The sequence below is a fragment of the Bradyrhizobium erythrophlei genome, assembly GCF_900142985.1.
Taxonomy (GTDB): domain Bacteria; phylum Pseudomonadota; class Alphaproteobacteria; order Rhizobiales; family Xanthobacteraceae; genus Bradyrhizobium; species Bradyrhizobium erythrophlei_B.
In genome coordinates, this window is sequence record NZ_LT670849.1 from 5,039,086 (window position 1) to 5,056,175 (window position 17,090).

General features: G+C 61.5%; 17 protein-coding genes. 5 read left to right on the forward strand and 12 right to left on the reverse strand.

Annotated elements, in window-relative coordinates; all coding sequences use genetic code 11:
• Positions 1-267: 267 nt before the first annotated feature.
• Both BUA38_RS23980 and BUA38_RS23985 read right to left on the reverse strand, forming a co-directional pair.
• Positions 268-1,785 (reverse strand): tetratricopeptide repeat protein, encoded by a 1,518-nt coding sequence (locus BUA38_RS23980; protein ID WP_083587734.1) that lies wholly within the window; start codon positions 1,783-1,785, stop codon positions 268-270.
• Positions 1,786-1,845: 60 nt separating this feature from the next.
• Entirely contained in the window at positions 1,846-2,094 is a 249-nt protein-coding gene (locus tag BUA38_RS23985) for a PilZ domain-containing protein (protein WP_072821767.1), read from the reverse strand.
• A 300-nt stretch (positions 2,095-2,394) separates the two neighbouring features.
• Here BUA38_RS23985 and rocF point away from each other — a divergent pair, with 300 nt between their 5' ends.
• Together rocF and BUA38_RS23995 are read left to right on the forward strand one after the other, a co-directional pair.
• Positions 2,395-3,363, forward strand: a complete 969-nt coding sequence (rocF, locus tag BUA38_RS23990) for an arginase (RefSeq protein WP_072821769.1) — start codon at positions 2,395-2,397, stop codon at positions 3,361-3,363.
• 64 nt (positions 3,364-3,427) lie between these two features.
• On the forward strand, positions 3,428-3,709 hold the full coding sequence (locus BUA38_RS23995; protein ID WP_072821774.1) for a hypothetical protein: 282 nt from the start codon (positions 3,428-3,430) through the stop codon (positions 3,707-3,709).
• Between the two features lie 28 nt (positions 3,710-3,737).
• Here the strand turns inward: BUA38_RS23995 and BUA38_RS24000 are convergent, their stop codons facing one another.
• The 10 genes from BUA38_RS24000 to BUA38_RS24050 all read right to left on the reverse strand — a co-directional run bounded on the left by BUA38_RS24000 (position 3,738) and on the right by BUA38_RS24050 (position 11,245).
• Positions 3,738-4,469, reverse strand: coding sequence for a Crp/Fnr family transcriptional regulator (locus BUA38_RS24000; RefSeq protein WP_072821777.1), 732 nt, complete (start codon positions 4,467-4,469; stop codon positions 3,738-3,740).
• Between the two features lie 118 nt (positions 4,470-4,587).
• Entirely contained in the window at positions 4,588-4,782 is a 195-nt protein-coding gene (locus BUA38_RS24005) for a hypothetical protein (protein ID WP_072821780.1), read from the reverse strand.
• A gap of 137 nt (positions 4,783-4,919) precedes the next feature.
• On the reverse strand, positions 4,920-5,105 hold the full coding sequence (locus tag BUA38_RS24010) for a hypothetical protein (RefSeq protein WP_072826383.1): 186 nt from the start codon (positions 5,103-5,105) through the stop codon (positions 4,920-4,922).
• 171 nt (positions 5,106-5,276) lie between these two features.
• On the reverse strand, positions 5,277-6,113 hold the full coding sequence (locus tag BUA38_RS24015; RefSeq protein ID WP_072821782.1) for a hypothetical protein: 837 nt from the start codon (positions 6,111-6,113) through the stop codon (positions 5,277-5,279).
• On the reverse strand, positions 6,110-7,693 hold the full coding sequence (locus BUA38_RS24020) for a putative bifunctional diguanylate cyclase/phosphodiesterase (RefSeq protein WP_083587735.1): 1,584 nt from the start codon (positions 7,691-7,693) through the stop codon (positions 6,110-6,112). The genes BUA38_RS24015 and BUA38_RS24020 overlap by 4 nt, the downstream gene beginning before the upstream one ends.
• A gap of 584 nt (positions 7,694-8,277) precedes the next feature.
• The gene (locus BUA38_RS24030) at positions 8,278-8,661 is read right to left on the reverse strand and encodes a DUF4345 domain-containing protein (RefSeq protein WP_072821795.1); all 384 of its coding nucleotides are present in this window, start codon (positions 8,659-8,661) and stop codon (positions 8,278-8,280) included.
• A 36-nt stretch (positions 8,662-8,697) separates the two neighbouring features.
• Positions 8,698-8,976 carry a hypothetical protein gene (locus tag BUA38_RS24035; RefSeq protein WP_072821797.1) on the reverse strand — a complete coding sequence of 93 codons (279 nt, stop codon included), beginning with the start codon at positions 8,974-8,976 and terminating at the stop codon, positions 8,698-8,700.
• Between the two features lie 3 nt (positions 8,977-8,979).
• Positions 8,980-9,705 (reverse strand): maleate cis-trans isomerase family protein, encoded by a 726-nt coding sequence (locus BUA38_RS24040; protein ID WP_072821799.1) that lies wholly within the window; start codon positions 9,703-9,705, stop codon positions 8,980-8,982.
• Complete coding sequence (locus tag BUA38_RS24045) at positions 9,702-10,433, reverse strand: ankyrin repeat domain-containing protein (protein WP_072821801.1); 732 nt, start codon at positions 10,431-10,433, stop codon at positions 9,702-9,704. The genes BUA38_RS24040 and BUA38_RS24045 overlap by 4 nt, the downstream gene beginning before the upstream one ends.
• An 8-nt stretch (positions 10,434-10,441) precedes the next feature.
• Complete coding sequence (locus tag BUA38_RS24050; RefSeq protein ID WP_083587736.1) at positions 10,442-11,245, reverse strand: Crp/Fnr family transcriptional regulator; 804 nt, start codon at positions 11,243-11,245, stop codon at positions 10,442-10,444.
• A 991-nt stretch (positions 11,246-12,236) separates the two neighbouring features.
• Here BUA38_RS24050 and BUA38_RS24055 point away from each other — a divergent pair.
• The 3 genes from BUA38_RS24055 to BUA38_RS24065 are packed head-to-tail and all read left to right on the forward strand — an operon-like array spanning position 12,237 to position 17,032.
• Entirely contained in the window at positions 12,237-14,180 is a 1,944-nt protein-coding gene (locus tag BUA38_RS24055) for a PrkA family serine protein kinase (protein WP_072821803.1), read from the forward strand.
• 36 nt (positions 14,181-14,216) lie between these two features.
• Positions 14,217-15,491 carry a YeaH/YhbH family protein gene (locus BUA38_RS24060; protein ID WP_072821805.1) on the forward strand — a complete coding sequence of 425 codons (1,275 nt, stop codon included), beginning with the start codon at positions 14,217-14,219 and terminating at the stop codon, positions 15,489-15,491.
• Entirely contained in the window at positions 15,488-17,032 is a 1,545-nt protein-coding gene (locus BUA38_RS24065; RefSeq protein ID WP_072821807.1) for a SpoVR family protein, read from the forward strand. Before BUA38_RS24060 ends, BUA38_RS24065 begins: the two co-directional genes overlap by 4 nt.
• Positions 17,033-17,090: the final 58 nt, after the last annotated feature.

Sequence of the window (17,090 nt, forward strand, 5' to 3'; positions counted from 1 at the left end):
CCGCCTCGACACATGGTGATTAAACGCGGCAACCAGCAGTTGGGAGCCGGCGTTCACCCGAATTAAATTTTGGATAGCTGCAATCTTTTTGCTTTGCAACATAAGGGCTTGACCTCGCTGGAGCGTCAAATGCCGCCCAACCATTGGTCGCATCTTCGCAGCCTGCGGTTCTAAGTGGAGTGGATTTGACATTCGCTACCCGCCTAGCCGCGAGTACATTCGCAAAAGTGGTCGCTGAGAAGGGATGCGAATGTTAGAATCGGACCACTAGCCGTGTTGTTCAACATTCGCCGGGAGCGCCACGCCAGCGCGTTGCCTGATCATCGCGACCACGGCCTCGACCGCGGCCGATATCGCGCCGCGCCGGTAGGCCCAGCGCGGGTCGTTGTCGGGCGGGGCTGCGATCACCATGGTGGCGTTGGCCTCGAACAGCAGAAGGTCGCCATCCGCATTCAGGGCGAAATCGATCCCGCCATAATCGAGGGACAGCCGGGTGCAGATCGCATGCAGCGCGGCCATGGCCTTGTCGCCGAGCACGCCGCCCATGTTTTCCAGGAAAGCCATTTCCTCCTTTCGATGATCGGGGTGATCGGCCATGTCGGAGGTGAAGTAGTGCACCTTCCAGTTTCGCGAAATCGCCAGATGCAGCGGAAACAACTCGCCGCCGATCATCATCACGCGATACTTGCGCGCGCTGCCGTCCGCAGCCCGCGCGTCGAGATATTCGATCGCGAGAAGCTCCTCGCCCGGCAGTGCCGCGACCGCTGTGGCGAGATCGGCGGCTTTCTCCACCAGCACGAAGTTGCGCCCAGTATGATAGCCGGGCGAGCGCAGCAATAACGGAAACGCAAAACCGTTGGCGCCAAGCCAGGCGGCGGCTTCCGCACCGGCGAGAGTTGCGCGGCTCACCGCGAGCGTCCTGGCGGTGATCACCCCTCGCAGGCCGGCAAGCCGTGCGGCGTTGTCGATGCGCCCGGTCGTCATCACCGCGTGCGGATCGTTGATGACCGGCGCTGTGCTCTGCGCGGTCAGGCGGATCGCGGCTTGAAGCGCCGGCTGGCACAAATCGGGATCGCCGATGGCGTTGAAGATCAGCCGGTGCGGCGGCAATGGCGTTGCGGGATCGAGATGGTCGGCCACCACCACCGTGGTCATGAACACGCAGTCGTCGAGAAACGGCGCGGTCGGAATGTTGCCGCCGCCGGAGGACACCAGTTGCAGCAGCGGGATCGGCGGACCACTGCCGCGATAGGGCAGCGTCGAGACCGCATGGCCGCGAAAGCCCTTCCTGAAATGCGCCAGCGCGCCGTCGCGATCGCCCTCGTCGGCGAGCACCGCGCCCATGCCCTGGTGGGCGGCGGCGTGATCGGGATCGGCTTTCAGCGCCGCCTCGTAATGCACGCGCGCTTCCGCATGGCGGTTGGCGCGAAGCAAGAGATTGCCGAGATTGACGCGCGCCATCGGATTGTCGGGATGGTGCAGGATCGCCTCCGCATAGACGCGGCAGGCGGCATCGATCGCGCCCTCGGCGGCAAGCCACGTTCCGAATTCGTTGAGCGCGCTGAAATGCGTCGGATGCCGGCGCAGGATGTCGATGAATGCCGCCTGCGCCTGCGCATTCCGATCGAGCGCGCCGAGCAGCGCCGCGCGCTCGATTTCGCTTTGCAGCCGCGCCGGCGCATCGCCAGGCAAAGCCAATTGCGCGTCGAGCTCGGCGAGCCGCGCCTCCTGCATGAGGCGCGGTGCCCAGGCCGGCGCAGGCGCGTGATTTGGTCTGGCGGTCATCGGCGCAACTATTGGCTGATTCGCGGTGCGACGACTCTTACGTTTTGCGGAGATGGCCGATCACACCGTATCGAAGGTGATGCCGATGCGCTTTTCCTTGCGCCAGACCACCCGGCACGGCCGGCGAATGCCTTCCGCCACCAGCGTGAAATCGGTGGGGATTCCGACCGGGCTTGTGACGTCAAGCGCTGCGCCGGTGTCGGAGAGGTTTCTGATCGTGCAGTCGATTGCGCTGCCGCCAAATTCGATCTTGGCGCCTTTCAGCACGCGATGCCGGGCAGCAATCCGGTTGTCGTCGTCCTCGTTCATTCCCCCAAATCCCAAACAAGGGCCGGAAAACCCCGGAAACCTCAGATTGATGACCCGACGGTACTTTTCTGCTTTGCCTGGAATAAGATCAAGCTGCGATGCGGCTTGTTAAACCTTTTTCCGATGCCAGGTGCGGCGGGTTGATCGGCTCCGTACATTTACCGGAATGTCAGAATCGGCGGCTTGCGGTTAAAGTCGGAGAGGCTTGCGGCGAGAAGTCGAAGCTGTTTCGCGTTGTTGCCAGGGCGCTCTGGCCTCTCGCCGCGGACCCTGAAAGCGAATGGTGAGGATGACGAGCCCATGACATCTTCCGCTCCAGCGAAAAAAATCGCCGTTCTCGGCGCGCCAATCGAGATCGGGGCGTCGCAAATGGGAACGCTGATGGGGCCGGACGCGCTTCGGACCGCAGGCCTTTTGACCTTGCTCGAAGGGCTCGGCTTTGCGGTCGAAGACCACGGCAATCTTTCGGTCAAGAATGTTCCCGCGCTCGAGGACACTCCGCCGGAAAACACCAAGCACTATCGGGAAATCCAGCGCTGGATCCATACCATCAGCTCACGCGCCTATGAGCTTGCGCGAACCGGCGCCATTCCGATCTTTCTCGGCGGCGATCATTCGCTCTCGATGGGGTCGGTCAACGGCGTGGCGCGCCACTGCCGCGAGACCGGCCGCGAGCTGTTCGTGATGTGGCTCGACGCGCATGCCGATTACAACACGCCCGCGACCACGATCACCGGCAATATGCACGGCATGTCGGCGGCGTTCCTGTGCGGCGAGGCGGGACTCGACAGCCTGCTCGGGCGCGAGCCGCGTGCACCGATCGATTCGAGCCGGCTGGAGTTGTTCGGCACCCGCTCGATCGACAAGCTCGAAAAAGACCTCGTCAAGCTTCGCCGTATCAGCGTCGTCGACATGCGCAAGATCGACGAGTTCGGCGTCAGTGTGTTGATCCGCCGCGTCATCGACAAGGTGAAGGCGGTGGACGGCGTGCTGCATCTGAGTTTCGATGTCGACTTTCTCGATCCCGAAGTCGCGCCCGGCGTCGGCACCACGGTGCCGGGCGGCGCGACCTATCGCGAGGCGCATCTGATCATGGAGCTGCTGCACGATTCCGGCATCGTGCATTCGCTCGATATCGTGGAACTCAATCCGTTCCTCGACGAGCGCGGCCGCACCGCGCGCAGCGTCGTGGAATTGATCGGAAGCCTGTTCGGCCAGCAGATATCAGACCGCCCGACGCCGACCAACGCGATCCCTCCGGAGCACTGAAACGCGGAACCATTGCCGCCGCGCATCATTGGTGTTTGGAGGAAACGACAGGCGAGGTGTTCGAATGATCTTCGATCAGGCGAAGCATAGAGGTGTGCGACCGGTATCGGTTGCGCTCGGCGTCGCGATTTTCGGAATGCTGGCGATGCTGGTGGTCGATCACGGTCCGTGGGCGCGTCCGCATGCACAGGATTCTCGTATCGCGACCTATCAGACGACGGGCGAGTCCGCGCATGCCGTTGGCGCGAACGTGGCGCCGACGCCGCCGAAATCCCAGCTCGAGCCTGATCCACTCGGGCCGAAGCGAGCAGATCCCCCAAATCCTGAACCCGGCATCGTGCACTAGAAAGTGCTCGTCCACTCAATGGATCGGATCACGTTGCGGGCGACTGATGAAGATATCGGTTGTCGAAGTCCGCAAGTTCCTGAAATTTCGCCTCATCGAGCACGGTGACGCGCCCGCGGTGAAGGTCGACGACGCCGTCCTCACGCAACTGCCTGATCACGCGGTTGGCGTGCACGGCGGTGATCCCGATCGCCTCGCCGATCTGCTCCTGGGTGAGCGGCATCTCGAAACTGTTGGTCTGCGCGCGTCCGATTATCTTGAGACGCTCGCGCAGCTCGGCCATGACGTGAGCAAGCCGCGCCGGCGCCGGGCGCTGGCCGACATTGACGATCCATTCGCGGAACATCGCGGCGTCGATCAGCGTATCGCGCCAGAAGATCTCGGCGACGTTCGGCCTGCGGAAGTGCAGCTTTCGCAACGTCTCATGGCTGATGAAGCCCAGTGTGCACGGTGTCAGCGTGACGAGGTCGTGATCCATCACGTGCAGGAACAGGCTCATGAGATCGGGAATTTCGCCCGGGATGTGGATCGACAGGATCTGCCGCCTGCCGTCGGCGATGGTCTTGGAGCGCACGCAAAAGCCCTCGGCGATCAGGCAGCAATCGGTCGCCCGCTGGCCGTCGCTGACCACGGACCGCTCCGCTGCGTATTGCTTCACCGAAATGGGCAAAGCCAGGATTGCGCTGACGTCCTCATCCGATATTCCGGATGAGATACGCAACCGCTGGACGAGCGCTGCGCGGATCGCATCGCTGGACACTGCTAGCTCCGGCCTTTCAGGGAATTCCGACCCGCCTTCGGACAAGAGAACCCGCAAGGAACCGTCCGGTTCCAACAAATGTCAGCGGCGTGGCGTGGCTAGCGAAAACACTGCCGATTCAGCCGGTTTGGTCTTCGGCGCCGCCGAGTTTGGCCGCGATCACGGCCTCGATGTCGCCGGCCAGCGTCGTCAGATGTTCGGCCAGCCGTCTAAACAGCTCTCGTTTGTCGGGATCGGTCGCCAGGTCGCGGATCAGCGCGCATTCGGCTGCGTCCGCCCGCAGCTTCTCAAGATGCGCCTTCATGTCCTGCATTTGTGATGCTCTCCCCGGCGGAGAGCGTAGCAGGCGCCAGCGAAGGGGGATTCAACAAATGTTAGACGCGCATCGATTTCGTTGGCCGGCGTTCGCGGCCGCAATGCAGCGGTCGTCTGCCGAGGCTACACGCTGCGTCAGCTTATGCTGACGAACTTGGCCCAGACGCCGGCGAGGATAGCGCCAACCAGCACATAATGCGGGCTGTCGCAGAACGTGCCGCCGTATTGGCACATGGTGATGCCGAGGTCGCCGATCTCGTGCTTGCCGGCGGCGTAGAAAAGTGCGGACAGGACTGCGAGCGCTGCAGCTACAAACCACATGGCACCCTCCATGAAGGGATCAAACCCGGTTGCACAGAAATACGCGGCCGCGCTGAGCTCGTATCTCGAACCCATTCTGGCGCGGCGCTGTTTCGAATCAGAGAATAAACTAGAGAAAATTTTCCGCATCGCGGCAAGTGGAGTTGCCGGAAATAATCACACCGGAAATCGTCAAAGTGAGTAGCCGCTCCAGGGCGAGGGGCGCGCGGGCGAGGCGGCGGCGCCGACCAGCGGACGCCTGTTCCAGTCCATCACCGAGTCGTTGTGCACGAGCTTGACCACCCAGAGGAAGTAGATCGAGGCGGGAATGCCCAGCAGATCGAAGAACAGCATCGCGCCGTCGCCATGCGTGGAGGCATCGACGAGATGCATCAGCGCGCAGGTAAAGAACACGCCGGTGAGCGAGACGCCGGACAGCGACCAGGCGCTGGTTGTCAGATAGCGGCGCACCTGGAAGTCGGCCAGATACCAGCCGACCATGCCGTAGGTGACGGTGACGAAGATGTTGGTGACGAAGCTGAGCGAGGTGAAGTCGACGCCACCATCGCCGGACGACGCGCGCCGTTCAAGACCCGACGACGTGCACACTACCTGCCACAGGGCGTCTGCGGCGGGCTGGACGAAGACGCCGGCCGCCAGCAGACCGGTCGCAAGTGCGAACACACCCGCCAGCATGGCCACGCGATCGGCCGAGGCCGTGATCACCCGCTCGCCCTGGCCGCCCCACATCCGCTCGAGCCGCAGCCCGACGAAGGTAAGGCCGGCGGGCAGCCCGATCACGGTTGCCGCCAACATCGGCCACGAAATGCTGCCGCCCTGAAGCACGTGCCAGCCATGCACGAGGTGATGCGGACCGCAGCTTGCGGCCATCAGCGAGAAACCAAGCCCGAAACGCGACCAGCCACGGTAACGGTGCAGGCTTGCGGTTTCCCAGGCGGCGAGTAGGCCGAGGCCCGCATAGGCGATGCCAATCCCGAGATTGCTGAGACCGATGACGAGCGAAATCATGACCGGCCTGCCGCCTTGGTCCCCATCGGGGCGCCGATATGTTGGAGGAATTCGTCGATGAAGTAGCGATGGCCGCGCCGCACTGGGCCGTCGGTGGCATCGGCGCCATGCAGCGCCACTGCCGCGCGCGGCTGCCACAGCGCGGTCGAAAGCATCGGCGCGATCTTGTCGGCCGCCACCGGCCGCGAGAAGAAGTAGCCCTGGGCGACTTCGCAGCCCATGCGCAGCAGGATCGCCGCCTGTTCACGCGTTTCGACGCCTTCGGCAATCGTGTGCTTGCCCATGGCGTAAGCGAGGCTGAGGATCGACGACACGATCGCGGTGTCGCCGGGTTCGCTGGAAAGGCCGTCGATGAAGCTGCGGTCGATCTTCAGCACCTCGGCGGGCATGTCGCGCAACCTGGACAATGATGAGTGCTCGGTGCCGAAATCGTCGATGGCGATGAAGACGCCGAGTTGCCGGACCCGCTCCAGCACCTCGATCACTTCCTGCCGCGCGCTCATCATCATGCTTTCGGTGACTTCAAGGCACAGCGCGGTCGGGTCGATGCCGGTCTCGGAAAGAACCTCGCGGAGCTCGGCGATGAAATTCGGTTCCGCGATCTGGCGCGGCGAGACGTTCACGGTCATCGCCAGCGAACGGTCCGGCATCTGGTTCGCCCACTCGGCGAGCTGGCGGCAGGATTCCTTCAGCACCTCGCGTCCGAGCTTGACGATGAGCCCGCACTCTTCGGCGACGGGAATGAAATCGCCGGGCGGAATGACGCCGTGTTCGGGGTGACGCCAGCGCACCAGCGCTTCCACCCCGACCACGCAGCCGTCCTTCAGGCGGACCTGCGGTTGATATTCGACGAAAAGTTGCTGTTCGCGCAACGCGGCGCGCAAATCCGACTCGATCCGCATCCGCTTTTCGGCGCGGGCGTGCAGTTCGTCGTTGAATTGTTCGAGCCGCGCACGGCCGCGGTCCTTGGCTGCATAAAGTGCGGTGTCGGCCTCGCGCAACAATTGTTCGACCGATTTCATGCCGGGCTTGCACAGCGCCACGCCGACGCTTGCGGAGACTACGACCTCCTTGCCGGAGACGAGCATCGGCTCGGTCAGGCTTGCGAGGATCCGGTTGCCCAAAGCGAGACTCGAATCGTTGGCGGCGCGCACGTGCAGCACGACCATCTCGTCGCCGCCAAACCGGCTTGCGATATCTTCCGGTCCGATGCAGTCGACGATGCGGTTCGCCATTTCGCGCAGCACGGCGTCGCCGCTGCCATGGCCGAGCGAGTCATTCACGAGCTTGAAGTTGTCGAGGTCGACGAACAGGATCGCGATCTCGGCGCCGTCGGAAGGATCGCGCCTGAGTTCCTGCTCAAGCTGTTCGAGCAGCACGCCGCGGGTCGGGAGAGCGGTCAGCGGATCGTGCGCCGTCTTGTGCATCAAATGCGCAATCAGGTCGCGCAGGCGCTCGACTTCCGAACCCGCCGCTGTGAGCAGCGGGTGGTCGGATGTGACGCTGACTTTCGATTCCCCCCTGGATTCCCTGGCTGACGTTCCGAAGGACACTGAGGTATTGGCACGAATTCCAAGCATATATTCTGCTCTTCATCTCCTTCTGGAACGGCCAAGCGTAAGCAGGGCGGTGTTTGCGAAAGGTTGCCGAAGCCGCGTTTCGGCCGGCGAAATACCGCTATCGAATGAAATGGTTAGCGATTTGCGACGTCGTCTCCTTTAAGTTGTAGTACTTTGGGTATTACGGATTGTGATGACCCTATCAATTTCGGCGCAAGCTGAAGGCGTCCGGCCGTTATGGTTCCGTAGAATTACGGCTGACCTGTAACCGCCCGAAAGCCGCAAGGCGAAGCCTCCGGGGAGCGAAATTGTTAAACACTTTCGATGTGAATGTGGGGCTGTCGCCAACTGGCGTTTTGGATCGCTCGGATGTGCAACTCGGTGCGTTACCTTGATCGTGACCATCAATCGCCTGTCCAGCTTGCCGAGTTAGTTGGCGGTGTGGACCATATTGTGTGGGTGGAAGACGGCTCCCGCGACATGAACGGCTGTCTTTGTTCAGTCGATCTGGAAGCAACGCTTCAGCGAGCGGGTTTTCGTTGGACACGAGGCGCTGATCCAATGGAATGGACGGCGCTCAAGACCGGCTAGCGATCAAGCAGTCATCACCGTGCGATCCGCGCCTGCCACCCGATGAAGAACGGCGCGCCGACGATCTCCAGAATCGTAAAGCCGACAAAAGGCAGCGGCGGGATAGCCAGAAACAGCATCGACGCCAATCGTCCGACGCCGCCCAGAAAAATCATGCCCCACAGGACACGAAACAGAAGCGTCTGCTTTTCGATGTTGGGAATGATCCAGTAGAGCGCCAGTCCCAGCCCCAGCCATATCCCGCCAAAGAATCTCAGGTTGCTGTCGAGCAGGGCATTCGCGGGGATTCCGGCCGAGGCGTAAAGCGGATCGCCGAGGCCTAACATGGTGACGATCCCGGTCAGCACCGGGATTAAGCCCAGCAACGCTGTTACGATCTGCAAGCCGCGCTTGTTCATGGCTCTGCCCTCGTTCAGGTAATCCGCGGCCGATGACTATTTGGCGGCCGTGGACCACTGCATCTCGTCTTTCAAGTCGTCAAAGCAGGTTTGGCAGACCCACTCATAGCGGGCGCCTCTCGGATAATCGTCGCAGGTCGCGTAGCCTTCGTGCAAGATATCGGAACCTTCAAACTCGGCGAATTTGGCCCAACAGGCGGCGCAGTGGTCGTGATCCGAATTTTCACCGCGCGGCTTGTAGGCCTGGAACTGGAGCCGGAATCCCTTCAGGCGTTTGGCGAAGTCGATACGCCATTGTTTGTCCGAACTCGCCACGACCTAGCCACCCTCGAGCAACTGGCCATAGCCCTTGATGCTACCATGGACACCCGCGGTGCGCAGCGCATGCCACATCATGGCGGAGGCGGCCGAGATCACGGGCTTGCCGGTGTCTTCCTCCAGCGCCTGCAACGCCTCGAGCGTCGGCATGCCGACGCCGGAGAGAAAGATCACGTCCGCGTTCGCGTGATCGACCTGCCGGCCGAGCGCATAAGCGCGCTCGCTGTTTTCCTCGTAGATGTTGCGCACGTTGGCCAGATGGCCCGAGGAGACCACCGTGAGGCCGCAGGTTTCGAGGTGCTGCCGTCCGCGCGCCGTCATGTCGGCGGAATAGGGCGTGCCGTAGGCGATGCGCCGCACGCCAAGGTGAGAAAAGGCCGCCAGCACGCTGCCGAAGGCGGTGATGAAGCGCGCCTCGCTCAACGCTTCCATCTGCGCGACAAGCTCGGCTTCGCGCTGTTGGCCGAGCGTATAGCTCGTCGCTGTATGCGCCATCGCGATGACCTTCGGCGACACCATCGCGAGCAGCTTGACGCATTCGGGCACGCTCGCGACCTGGCTCAGGTTGCGTTCTTCTTGTCCGGCGTGCGTCCCGGCCGGACCTTCGGCATGCATCCGCGTGAAGTGAAGCGAGACGCCTTGCGGCGCGAGCTCCATCATTTCCGGTTCGAGCGTTGGATTTCCGGGTGGCACCAGAAATCCGATGCGAGCGCGCCATCCCTTCATGCTGATTTCCCGTGTACGGCCCCTTTTTCGAGAAGCCATGCTACCACATCGCTTCGTCCCGTTTGCTCTGCGATATCGAGCGGTGTCTGCCCCGACCACGGCGTAGCCCAGTTGAGGTCGGCGCCCCGCTCAAGCAGATATTGAGCAACTGCGAGTTGCCCGCCATGGCAGGCATTCCAGAACGATCCTGGAAGCGCATCGGTCTGCGTCGCCGGTTCAACCTCGAACCGCCGCTGGATCGCGGGCAGCATTCCCAGCGCCGCTTCGTGCCACAAGCGCGTCTGCGCGCCGCGATTCACCAGCCGGCGCGCCACCTGCCACTGTCCATACCCAACAGCCGACGACAATGGCGGGCCGCCATCGATCGAGGACCCCTCGTGCTCGATGTCGGCGCCGGCGTCGAGCAGCGCGTCAGCCAGCGTTACATCGTCGTTGCTCGCAGCCCAGTGCAGCGGCGTTTCCCTATGCCACATCGACACCGCCGGTGCATCGAGGTCTGCGCCCGCCGCGGCAAGCGTCTGCACGATGGCGGCAGCATTGGGGTTGTGACCTGGCCAATCGGCAAACAGGTGCAGCAGCGTTCGTCCGCCGCCTTTCGCATCTTCGACCACACAGGAGGCAATCTCGGGATTTGATGCGATTAACTCGCGGAGTCGTTCGAACTCGCCAGCCTTGACGACCGCCGTGAGCTCGACCGCAAGCGGTTCGTCGCTTCGCAACCTGTGCATGCCGTTTCTCAATTCGCCGTCGGCTGCGTGGCGATCTTGTTCTGCGCGATGATGCCCTCGAGGCGGGCGATGTTTTCCAGCAACCGCTGGCTGGTGAGCACCAGGAAGTAGTAACCGAACTGCGGATTCTGGAAATAGATCTCCAGAAGCTTCTCATAGGTGATGGTGAGCACATGGCCGTCTTCCAGACAGGTCACGGTCGCCGTGCGCTTGTTGTCGGGGGAAAGGAATCCAAGTTCGCCCATCAGCCGGCCCGGCGGCAGCTCGACGCCGATTTCCTTCACCAGGAATTTTCCGGTCATCGTCAACATCATCTCGTTGGCGGCTTCGTCCTTTTTGAACAGCACGTCGCCCTTGCGATACTTGCGCTCGGTCATGAACGGCTTCAGCCATTCCATCGAGGCGTCGCCTTCGGTGGCGCTGCGCGCCATCTTCACGAGGTTGAGCATCTGGCGCAGACGAAACGCGTTGATCGGCACCATCAGGAAGTAGAGCAGGAAGGTCGTGATGTTGCCGGCGAGCGCGCCGAAGCCGGCGAAGAAGGCGCAGCCGAACATGTTGGCGACGCGCAAGGGGACCATGGTCTGCGTCAGCAGGGTTGCGACAAAGAAGATCGCACCGATCAGCGCGAACAGATTGGCGAGTGTGATGTTGGCAAGAAACAGCTCTAACAGGCGGTTGAAGATCGCGTCGTAAGTGACGTTGTTGGGATCGAGCCCGAGCTGGATCAGGATCTTGGCGACCCTCAAATTGTCTGCCGCGGTGTCGAGAATACGATTGAGAATCGTCGACATGTCAGCACTGGGAGTCATGGCCGTTCCTTGCGCAATAATTTGCCGGTTATTGCCTCTGTTCGGCCGGCCCCTTGAAATGGCGGGCAGCCGCGTTGGGCCGTTACTACCGGTTGTGACGTATACCGGCAACTATACCCCGAAATGGCCGTCCAAAAGCGGGTCGTCCCCTCATCCACTGGTCGAATAAGCCAGCCTATCCGGGGCGATCCTCGGCTATCCCGGCGCCTTTGGCGGGCGTTTTTTGCTCTGCGGCGGCCGTCGCCAGGTGATCGAATAGCGCGCAGACGCGGCCCAAGAAATGATCAGGTCAATGATCGGGTCGTGGCCAGGCCATGACCGGCAACGGGCGCCAAGGAGGGTTTGCGAAGGCGGTGGGCATTCCGCCGAACGGCGGAGTTGAAGCGCGACAGGGTAAGCCGGCGAGTGGACAAACGCGGTGGATAAGCGGATCACGAATGAAAGCGGGAAGAGTTGGAACGCCTCTCGCGAGATGTGTCGCGAGCCACTTTCCAATGTCGGGAATGCTTTGCGATGTCGGAGATGCTTTCCGCTGTCGCGCGGCCCGCGGAGAAAACGAAGTACGCTGCCCAAACGCGCGCTTAAGACTCTTGTCTCACGCGTTTGTTCCACTCACCGCGTCACTGGGCCGCGTCAGTCCCGCGCTTGTGAAGCTAAAGCCTCGCTTACGCCCTGCTTACGCCGGCCTCTACGGTATTCTACGCACTTTAAAGCCGTTCAGGAAAGCATAAGTTAACAAAAGATTAATGCATTTCCGAGCGTGCCAGTAGTGGCCCGGATGTTGCGAGATAGCTACATCGACCAAGAATAAACTTAATTTCCGCAGTGGCGGATCATCTAGCACAAGGTTTGCATTGCCTCATGAAGTCAGTCGCGTGTCCAATGGAAGATAGAGTTGAGACTGATTCGGAAGGGGCCGGTACAGCAGCGTTAGACGACGTGGTTATGACGCGTTTCAGCGATGCCAAAAACCAGATGAGGAGCGGGATCAATGTATAACGACTCTCTGTTCAACGCCTTCGCCAGATCGTTCGAGGCGCGAAGCGAAACCGACATGTCGATGGCGGAATACCTAGAATCGTGTCGAGGAGATCCGATGCGATATGCGAATGCGGCAGAACGACTACTAGCCGCGATCGGTGAGCCTCAGATGATAGACACGGCCAGGGACCCACGCCTTGGCCGTATTTTTTTGAACCGGACCATGCGCGTCTATCCGGCCTTCGCCGGCTTCCACGGCATGGAAGAAACGATCGAGCGCATCGTCGGTTTCTTCCGTCACGCCGCGCAAGGTCTCGAAGAGCGCAAACAGATTCTCTATCTGCTCGGCCCGGTCGGCGGCGGCAAGTCATCGCTCGCCGAGCGGTTGAAGTCGCTGATGGAAGTTCACCCGATCTACGTGCTGAAAGCCGGCGACGAACTCTCTCCGGTGTTTGAATCTCCGCTCGGCCTGTTCGATCCGGAGCAACTCGGTCCGATGATCGAGGAGAAGTACGGCATTCCGCGCCGGCGTCTCAACGGGCTGATGAGCCCGTGGTGTCTGAAACGGCTCGAGGCGTTCGGCGGCGACATCTCGCGCTTCCGCGTCGCCAAGATCCAGCCCTCGCGACTGCGCCAGATCGCGATCGCCAAGACCGAACCGGGCGACGAGAACAACCAGGACATCTCTTCGCTGGTCGGCAAGGTCGATATCCGCAAACTCGAGACCTACGCGCAGAACGATCCTGATGCGTATAGCTACTCGGGCGGCCTCAACCGCTCCAACCAGGGCATTCTCGAATTCGTCGAGATGTTCAAGGCGCCGATCAAGATGTTGCACCCGCTGCTCACCGCGACGCAGGAAGGCAACTATATCGGCAGCGAGAATATAGGCGCGATCCCGTTCACCGGCGTCATCCTCGCGCACTCGAACGAAGCGGAGTGGCAGAGCTTCAAGGGCAACAAGAACAACGAAGCCTTCATCGACCGCATCTGCGTCATCAAGGTTCCGTACTGCCTGCGCGTCACCGAGGAGCAGAAGATCTACGAGAAGCTGATCTCGGGCTCCGAACTGGCCGCAGCGCCTTGCGCGCCGTCGACGCTGGAAACGCTGGCGCGTTTCTCGGTGATGTCGCGCCTGCGCAAGCACGAGAACTCGACGACCTTTGCCAAGATGCGCGTCTATGACGGCGAGAGCCTGAAGGAGAGCGATCCGAAGGCGCGTAGCGTGCAGGAATACAAGGACGCCGCCGGCGTCGACGAAGGCATGGACGGCGTTTCGACCCGTTTCGCCTTCAAGGTTCTGGCGTCGACCTACAACCACGACACCGCCGAAGTCGGCGCCGATCCGGTGCATCTGATGTACGTGCTGGAGCAGTCGATCCGGCGCGAACAATTGGCCGAGGAAATCGAGAAGCGTTATCTCGAATTCATCAAGGCCGAGCTGGTGCCGCGCTATGCGGAGTTCATCGGCAACGAAATCCAGAAGGCGTATCTGGAATCCTATTCCGACTACGGCCAGAACCTGTTCGATCGCTACGTCGACTACGCCGACGCCTGGATCGAGGATCAAGACTTCAAGGATCCCGACACCGGGCAGATGCTCAATCGCGAGTTGCTCAACCAGGAACTGACCAAGATCGAGAAGCCCGCCGGGATCGCCAACCCGAAGGACTTCCGCAACGAGGTCGTCAAGTTCAGCTTACGCTCGCGTGCCCAGAACAGTGGCAAGAATCCGGCATGGACGTCCTACGAAAAGATCCGCGAAGTCATCGAAAAGCGTATATTCTCGCAAGTTGAGGACCTGCTTCCGGTGATCTCGTTCGGTTCCAAGAAGGACGGCGAGACCGAGAAGAAGCACGGCGATTTCGTCGCACGCATGGTCGGGCGAGGTTATACCGAGCGCCAGGTGCGAAGATTGGTCGAGTGGTACATGCGGGTGAAACAAGCCGGCTGACGCGAACGCAACAATGAGGCGATAGCAACAGTGGCGATGTTCATAGTCGATCGGCGGCTCAATCCAGGCTCGAAGAGCCTGGAAAACCGGCAACGCTTCCTGCGCCGCGCCAAGGCGCTGGTTCAGGGAGCCGTGAAGAAAACCTCCGAAGGCCGGGACATCAAGGATGTCCTGGAAGGCGGCGAGGTCTCGATCCCGCTCGACGGGATGCACGAGCCTCGTTTTCGGACCGAAGGCGGCACGCGCGACCGCGTGCTGCCCGGCAACAAGAAATTCGTCGAAGGCGATATCATCGAGCGCCCGAAGGGCGGCGGCGGCCGGGGCTCGCAGCCGGGCGAGGGCGACAGCGAAGACGATTTCCGCTTCGTGCTGTCGCGCGACGAATTCGTCAACCTGTTCCTCGATGATCTCGAATTACCCGATCTCGCCAAGCGCAAGCTTGCCGAAGTCGAAAGCGAGGGCTTGCAGCGCGCCGGCTATTCGACGTCGGGCTCGCCCGCCAACATCTCGGTGAAGCGCACCGTGCAATTGGCGCTGGCGCGCCGCGTGGCGTTGCGGCGGCCGAAGCCGGAGCAGATCGCCGAGCTTGAGGCGGAGTGCGAGGCTTGCACCGACGAGAAGCGCCGCGCCGAGCTTCTCGCCGAACTCGATAGCTTAAGAGCCAAGGCCAAGCGCATTCCCTTCATCGATCCGATCGACATTCGCTTCCGGCGCTTCGAGACCGTGCCGAAGCCGGTCGCGCAGGCGGTGATGTTCTGCCTGATGGATGTGTCGGGCTCGATGACCGAGCACATGAAGGACCTCGCCAAGCGGTTCTACATGCTGCTCTACGTGTTTCTCACTCGCCGCTACCGCCATGTCGAAATCGTCTTCGTCCGCCACACCGATCGCGCCGAGGAGGTGGACGAGGAAACCTTCTTCCATGGACCGGCCTCCGGCGGCACCATGGTGTCAAGCGCGTTGCAGGCGATGAGCGACATCGTGCGCTCGCGCTTCCGTCCCGCCGACTGGAACATCTATGCGGCGCAGGCTTCCGACGGCGACAACTCGATCGCCGACAGCGCGCTCACTGGGCGGCTGTTGACCGAGAATATCCTGCCCATCAGCCAGTTCTTCGCCTATCTCGAGGTGGGCGAGGCGAGCGGCTCGACCTTCGAGATGCCGGACTCCTCGCTGTGGACGCTGTACCAGCGCCTGCGCAGCGAAGGCGCGCCGCTCTCGATGCGCAAGGTCAATAACCGCAGCGAGATATTTCCGGTGTTCCACGATCTGTTCCAGCGTCGCAGTGCCCAGGAGAAAGCCGCTTCATGAGCGAGACCCACGAACGGCTGTTCGAAGGCGCCGATTGGGATTTCCAGCAGTTGCAGCGTATCCACGATGCTTGCCAGGAGATCGCGCATGGCGAGCTTGGTCTGGAAACCTATCCGAACCAGATCGAGATCATCACCGCCGAACAGATGCTGGATGCGTATTCTTCCTCCGGCATGCCGCTGTTCTACAAGCACTGGTCGTTCGGCAAGCGTTTCGCCCATCACGAGACCTTCTATCGCAAGGGGCTGATGGGGCTTGCCTATGAGATCGTGATCAACTCCTCACCGTGCATCTCCTACCTGATGGAGGAGAACACCGCGACGATGCAGACGCTGGTGATCGCGCACGCCGCCTTCGGTCATAACCACTTCTTCAAGAACAATTACCTGTTCAAGCAGTGGACCGACGCCGAAGGCATTCTGGACTATCTCGATTTCGCCAAGGGCTATATCGCAAGCTGCGAAGATCGCTACGGGACGCGCGCGGTCGAGATGACGCTCGATGCCGCGCATGCGCTGATGTCGCATGGCATCGACCGTTATCCCGGCAAGAAGGGCCTCGACCTTCGGCAGGAGGAAAAACGCTCCCGTGAACGCCGCGAGCACGAGCAGAGCGTGTTCAACGATCTCTGGCGCACGGTGCCGACGGGACCCGCCAAGAGCGCCGAGATCCTGAATTCGGAGCGCCGGCGCGCGCTGCTCGGTTTGCCGCAGGAGAACATTCTCTACTTCCTGGAGAAGACCGCGCCGCGCCTGCATCCCTGGCAGCGCGAACTGTTGCGCATCGTGCGCCATATAGCGCAGTACTTCTATCCGCAGAGCCAGACCAAGGTGATGAACGAGGGCACGGCGACTTACGTGCACTATCGCATCATGAATCGGCTGCACAGCCAAGGCCGGCTCACCGACGGCAATTTCCTCGAATTCCTGCAATCCCACACCAACGTGGTGTTCCAGCCGGAATTCGACGACCAGCGCTTCTCCGATTTCAATCCGTATGCGCTCGGTTTTGCCATGATGCAGGATATCGAGCGCATCGTGACGGCGCCTGACGACGAGGACCGCGAGTGGTTTCCGGACATCGCAGGCCGAGGCGACGTGATGGGCGTGCTGCGCGATGTGTGGGCCAACTATCGCGACGAAAGCTTCGTCAGCCAGTTCCTGTCTCCGAGATTGATTCGGAGCTGGCGGATGTTTCATCTGCACGACGATCCGGAATTTTCCGAAGGCATCCAGGTCGATGCGATTCACGATGCGCGCGGCTATCGCCGCATTCGCCGCGAACTGGCGCGGCAATACGACGTCGGCTTCATCGATCCCAATATCGAGGTGATGGATGTCGATCTCGCCGGCGATCGCCGCCTGATGCTTCGCCATGTGGTAGTGAAGGGCGCGCAGCTCAACGAGACCGACGCAAGGCGCGTGCTCCAGCATCTCGCGGATCTCTGGACCTACGACGTCTCCCTGGTTGAGGTCGACGCCAAGGACAACGTCCTGAAGGAGTACGTGATTAGCCCGCGTGCCGTCGCGATCGCGGCCTAAAAACGCCTGAAATGACGCGATAGGGGAAAACTCCCAGACGCCACCAAATCATCGCTAC

What these genes read in the sequence shown, in the direction of transcription:
- BUA38_RS23980 (WP_083587734.1), bottom strand. Translation starts at nt 1,785, where the DNA reads ATGACCGCCAGACCAAATCACGCGCCTGCGCCGGCCTGGGCACCGCGC.
- BUA38_RS23985 (WP_072821767.1), bottom strand. Translation starts at nt 2,094, where the DNA reads ATGAACGAGGACGACGACAACCGGATTGCTGCCCGGCATCGCGTGCTG.
- rocF (WP_072821769.1), top strand. Translation starts at nt 2,395, where the DNA reads ATGACATCTTCCGCTCCAGCGAAAAAAATCGCCGTTCTCGGCGCGCCA.
- BUA38_RS23995 (WP_072821774.1), top strand. Translation starts at nt 3,428, where the DNA reads ATGATCTTCGATCAGGCGAAGCATAGAGGTGTGCGACCGGTATCGGTT.
- BUA38_RS24005 (WP_072821780.1), bottom strand. Translation starts at nt 4,782, where the DNA reads ATGCAGGACATGAAGGCGCATCTTGAGAAGCTGCGGGCGGACGCAGCC.
- BUA38_RS24010 (WP_072826383.1), bottom strand. Translation starts at nt 5,105, where the DNA reads ATGTGGTTTGTAGCTGCAGCGCTCGCAGTCCTGTCCGCACTTTTCTAC.
- BUA38_RS24015 (WP_072821782.1), bottom strand. Translation starts at nt 6,113, where the DNA reads ATGATTTCGCTCGTCATCGGTCTCAGCAATCTCGGGATTGGCATCGCC.
- BUA38_RS24020 (WP_083587735.1), bottom strand. Translation starts at nt 7,693, where the DNA reads ATGCTTGGAATTCGTGCCAATACCTCAGTGTCCTTCGGAACGTCAGCC.
- BUA38_RS24030 (WP_072821795.1), bottom strand. Translation starts at nt 8,661, where the DNA reads ATGAACAAGCGCGGCTTGCAGATCGTAACAGCGTTGCTGGGCTTAATC.
- BUA38_RS24040 (WP_072821799.1), bottom strand. Translation starts at nt 9,705, where the DNA reads ATGAAGGGATGGCGCGCTCGCATCGGATTTCTGGTGCCACCCGGAAAT.
- BUA38_RS24045 (WP_072821801.1), bottom strand. Translation starts at nt 10,433, where the DNA reads ATGCACAGGTTGCGAAGCGACGAACCGCTTGCGGTCGAGCTCACGGCG.
- BUA38_RS24050 (WP_083587736.1), bottom strand. Translation starts at nt 11,245, where the DNA reads ATGACTCCCAGTGCTGACATGTCGACGATTCTCAATCGTATTCTCGAC.
- BUA38_RS24055 (WP_072821803.1), top strand. Translation starts at nt 12,237, where the DNA reads ATGTATAACGACTCTCTGTTCAACGCCTTCGCCAGATCGTTCGAGGCG.
- BUA38_RS24060 (WP_072821805.1), top strand. Translation starts at nt 14,217, where the DNA reads ATGTTCATAGTCGATCGGCGGCTCAATCCAGGCTCGAAGAGCCTGGAA.
- BUA38_RS24065 (WP_072821807.1), top strand. Translation starts at nt 15,488, where the DNA reads ATGAGCGAGACCCACGAACGGCTGTTCGAAGGCGCCGATTGGGATTTC.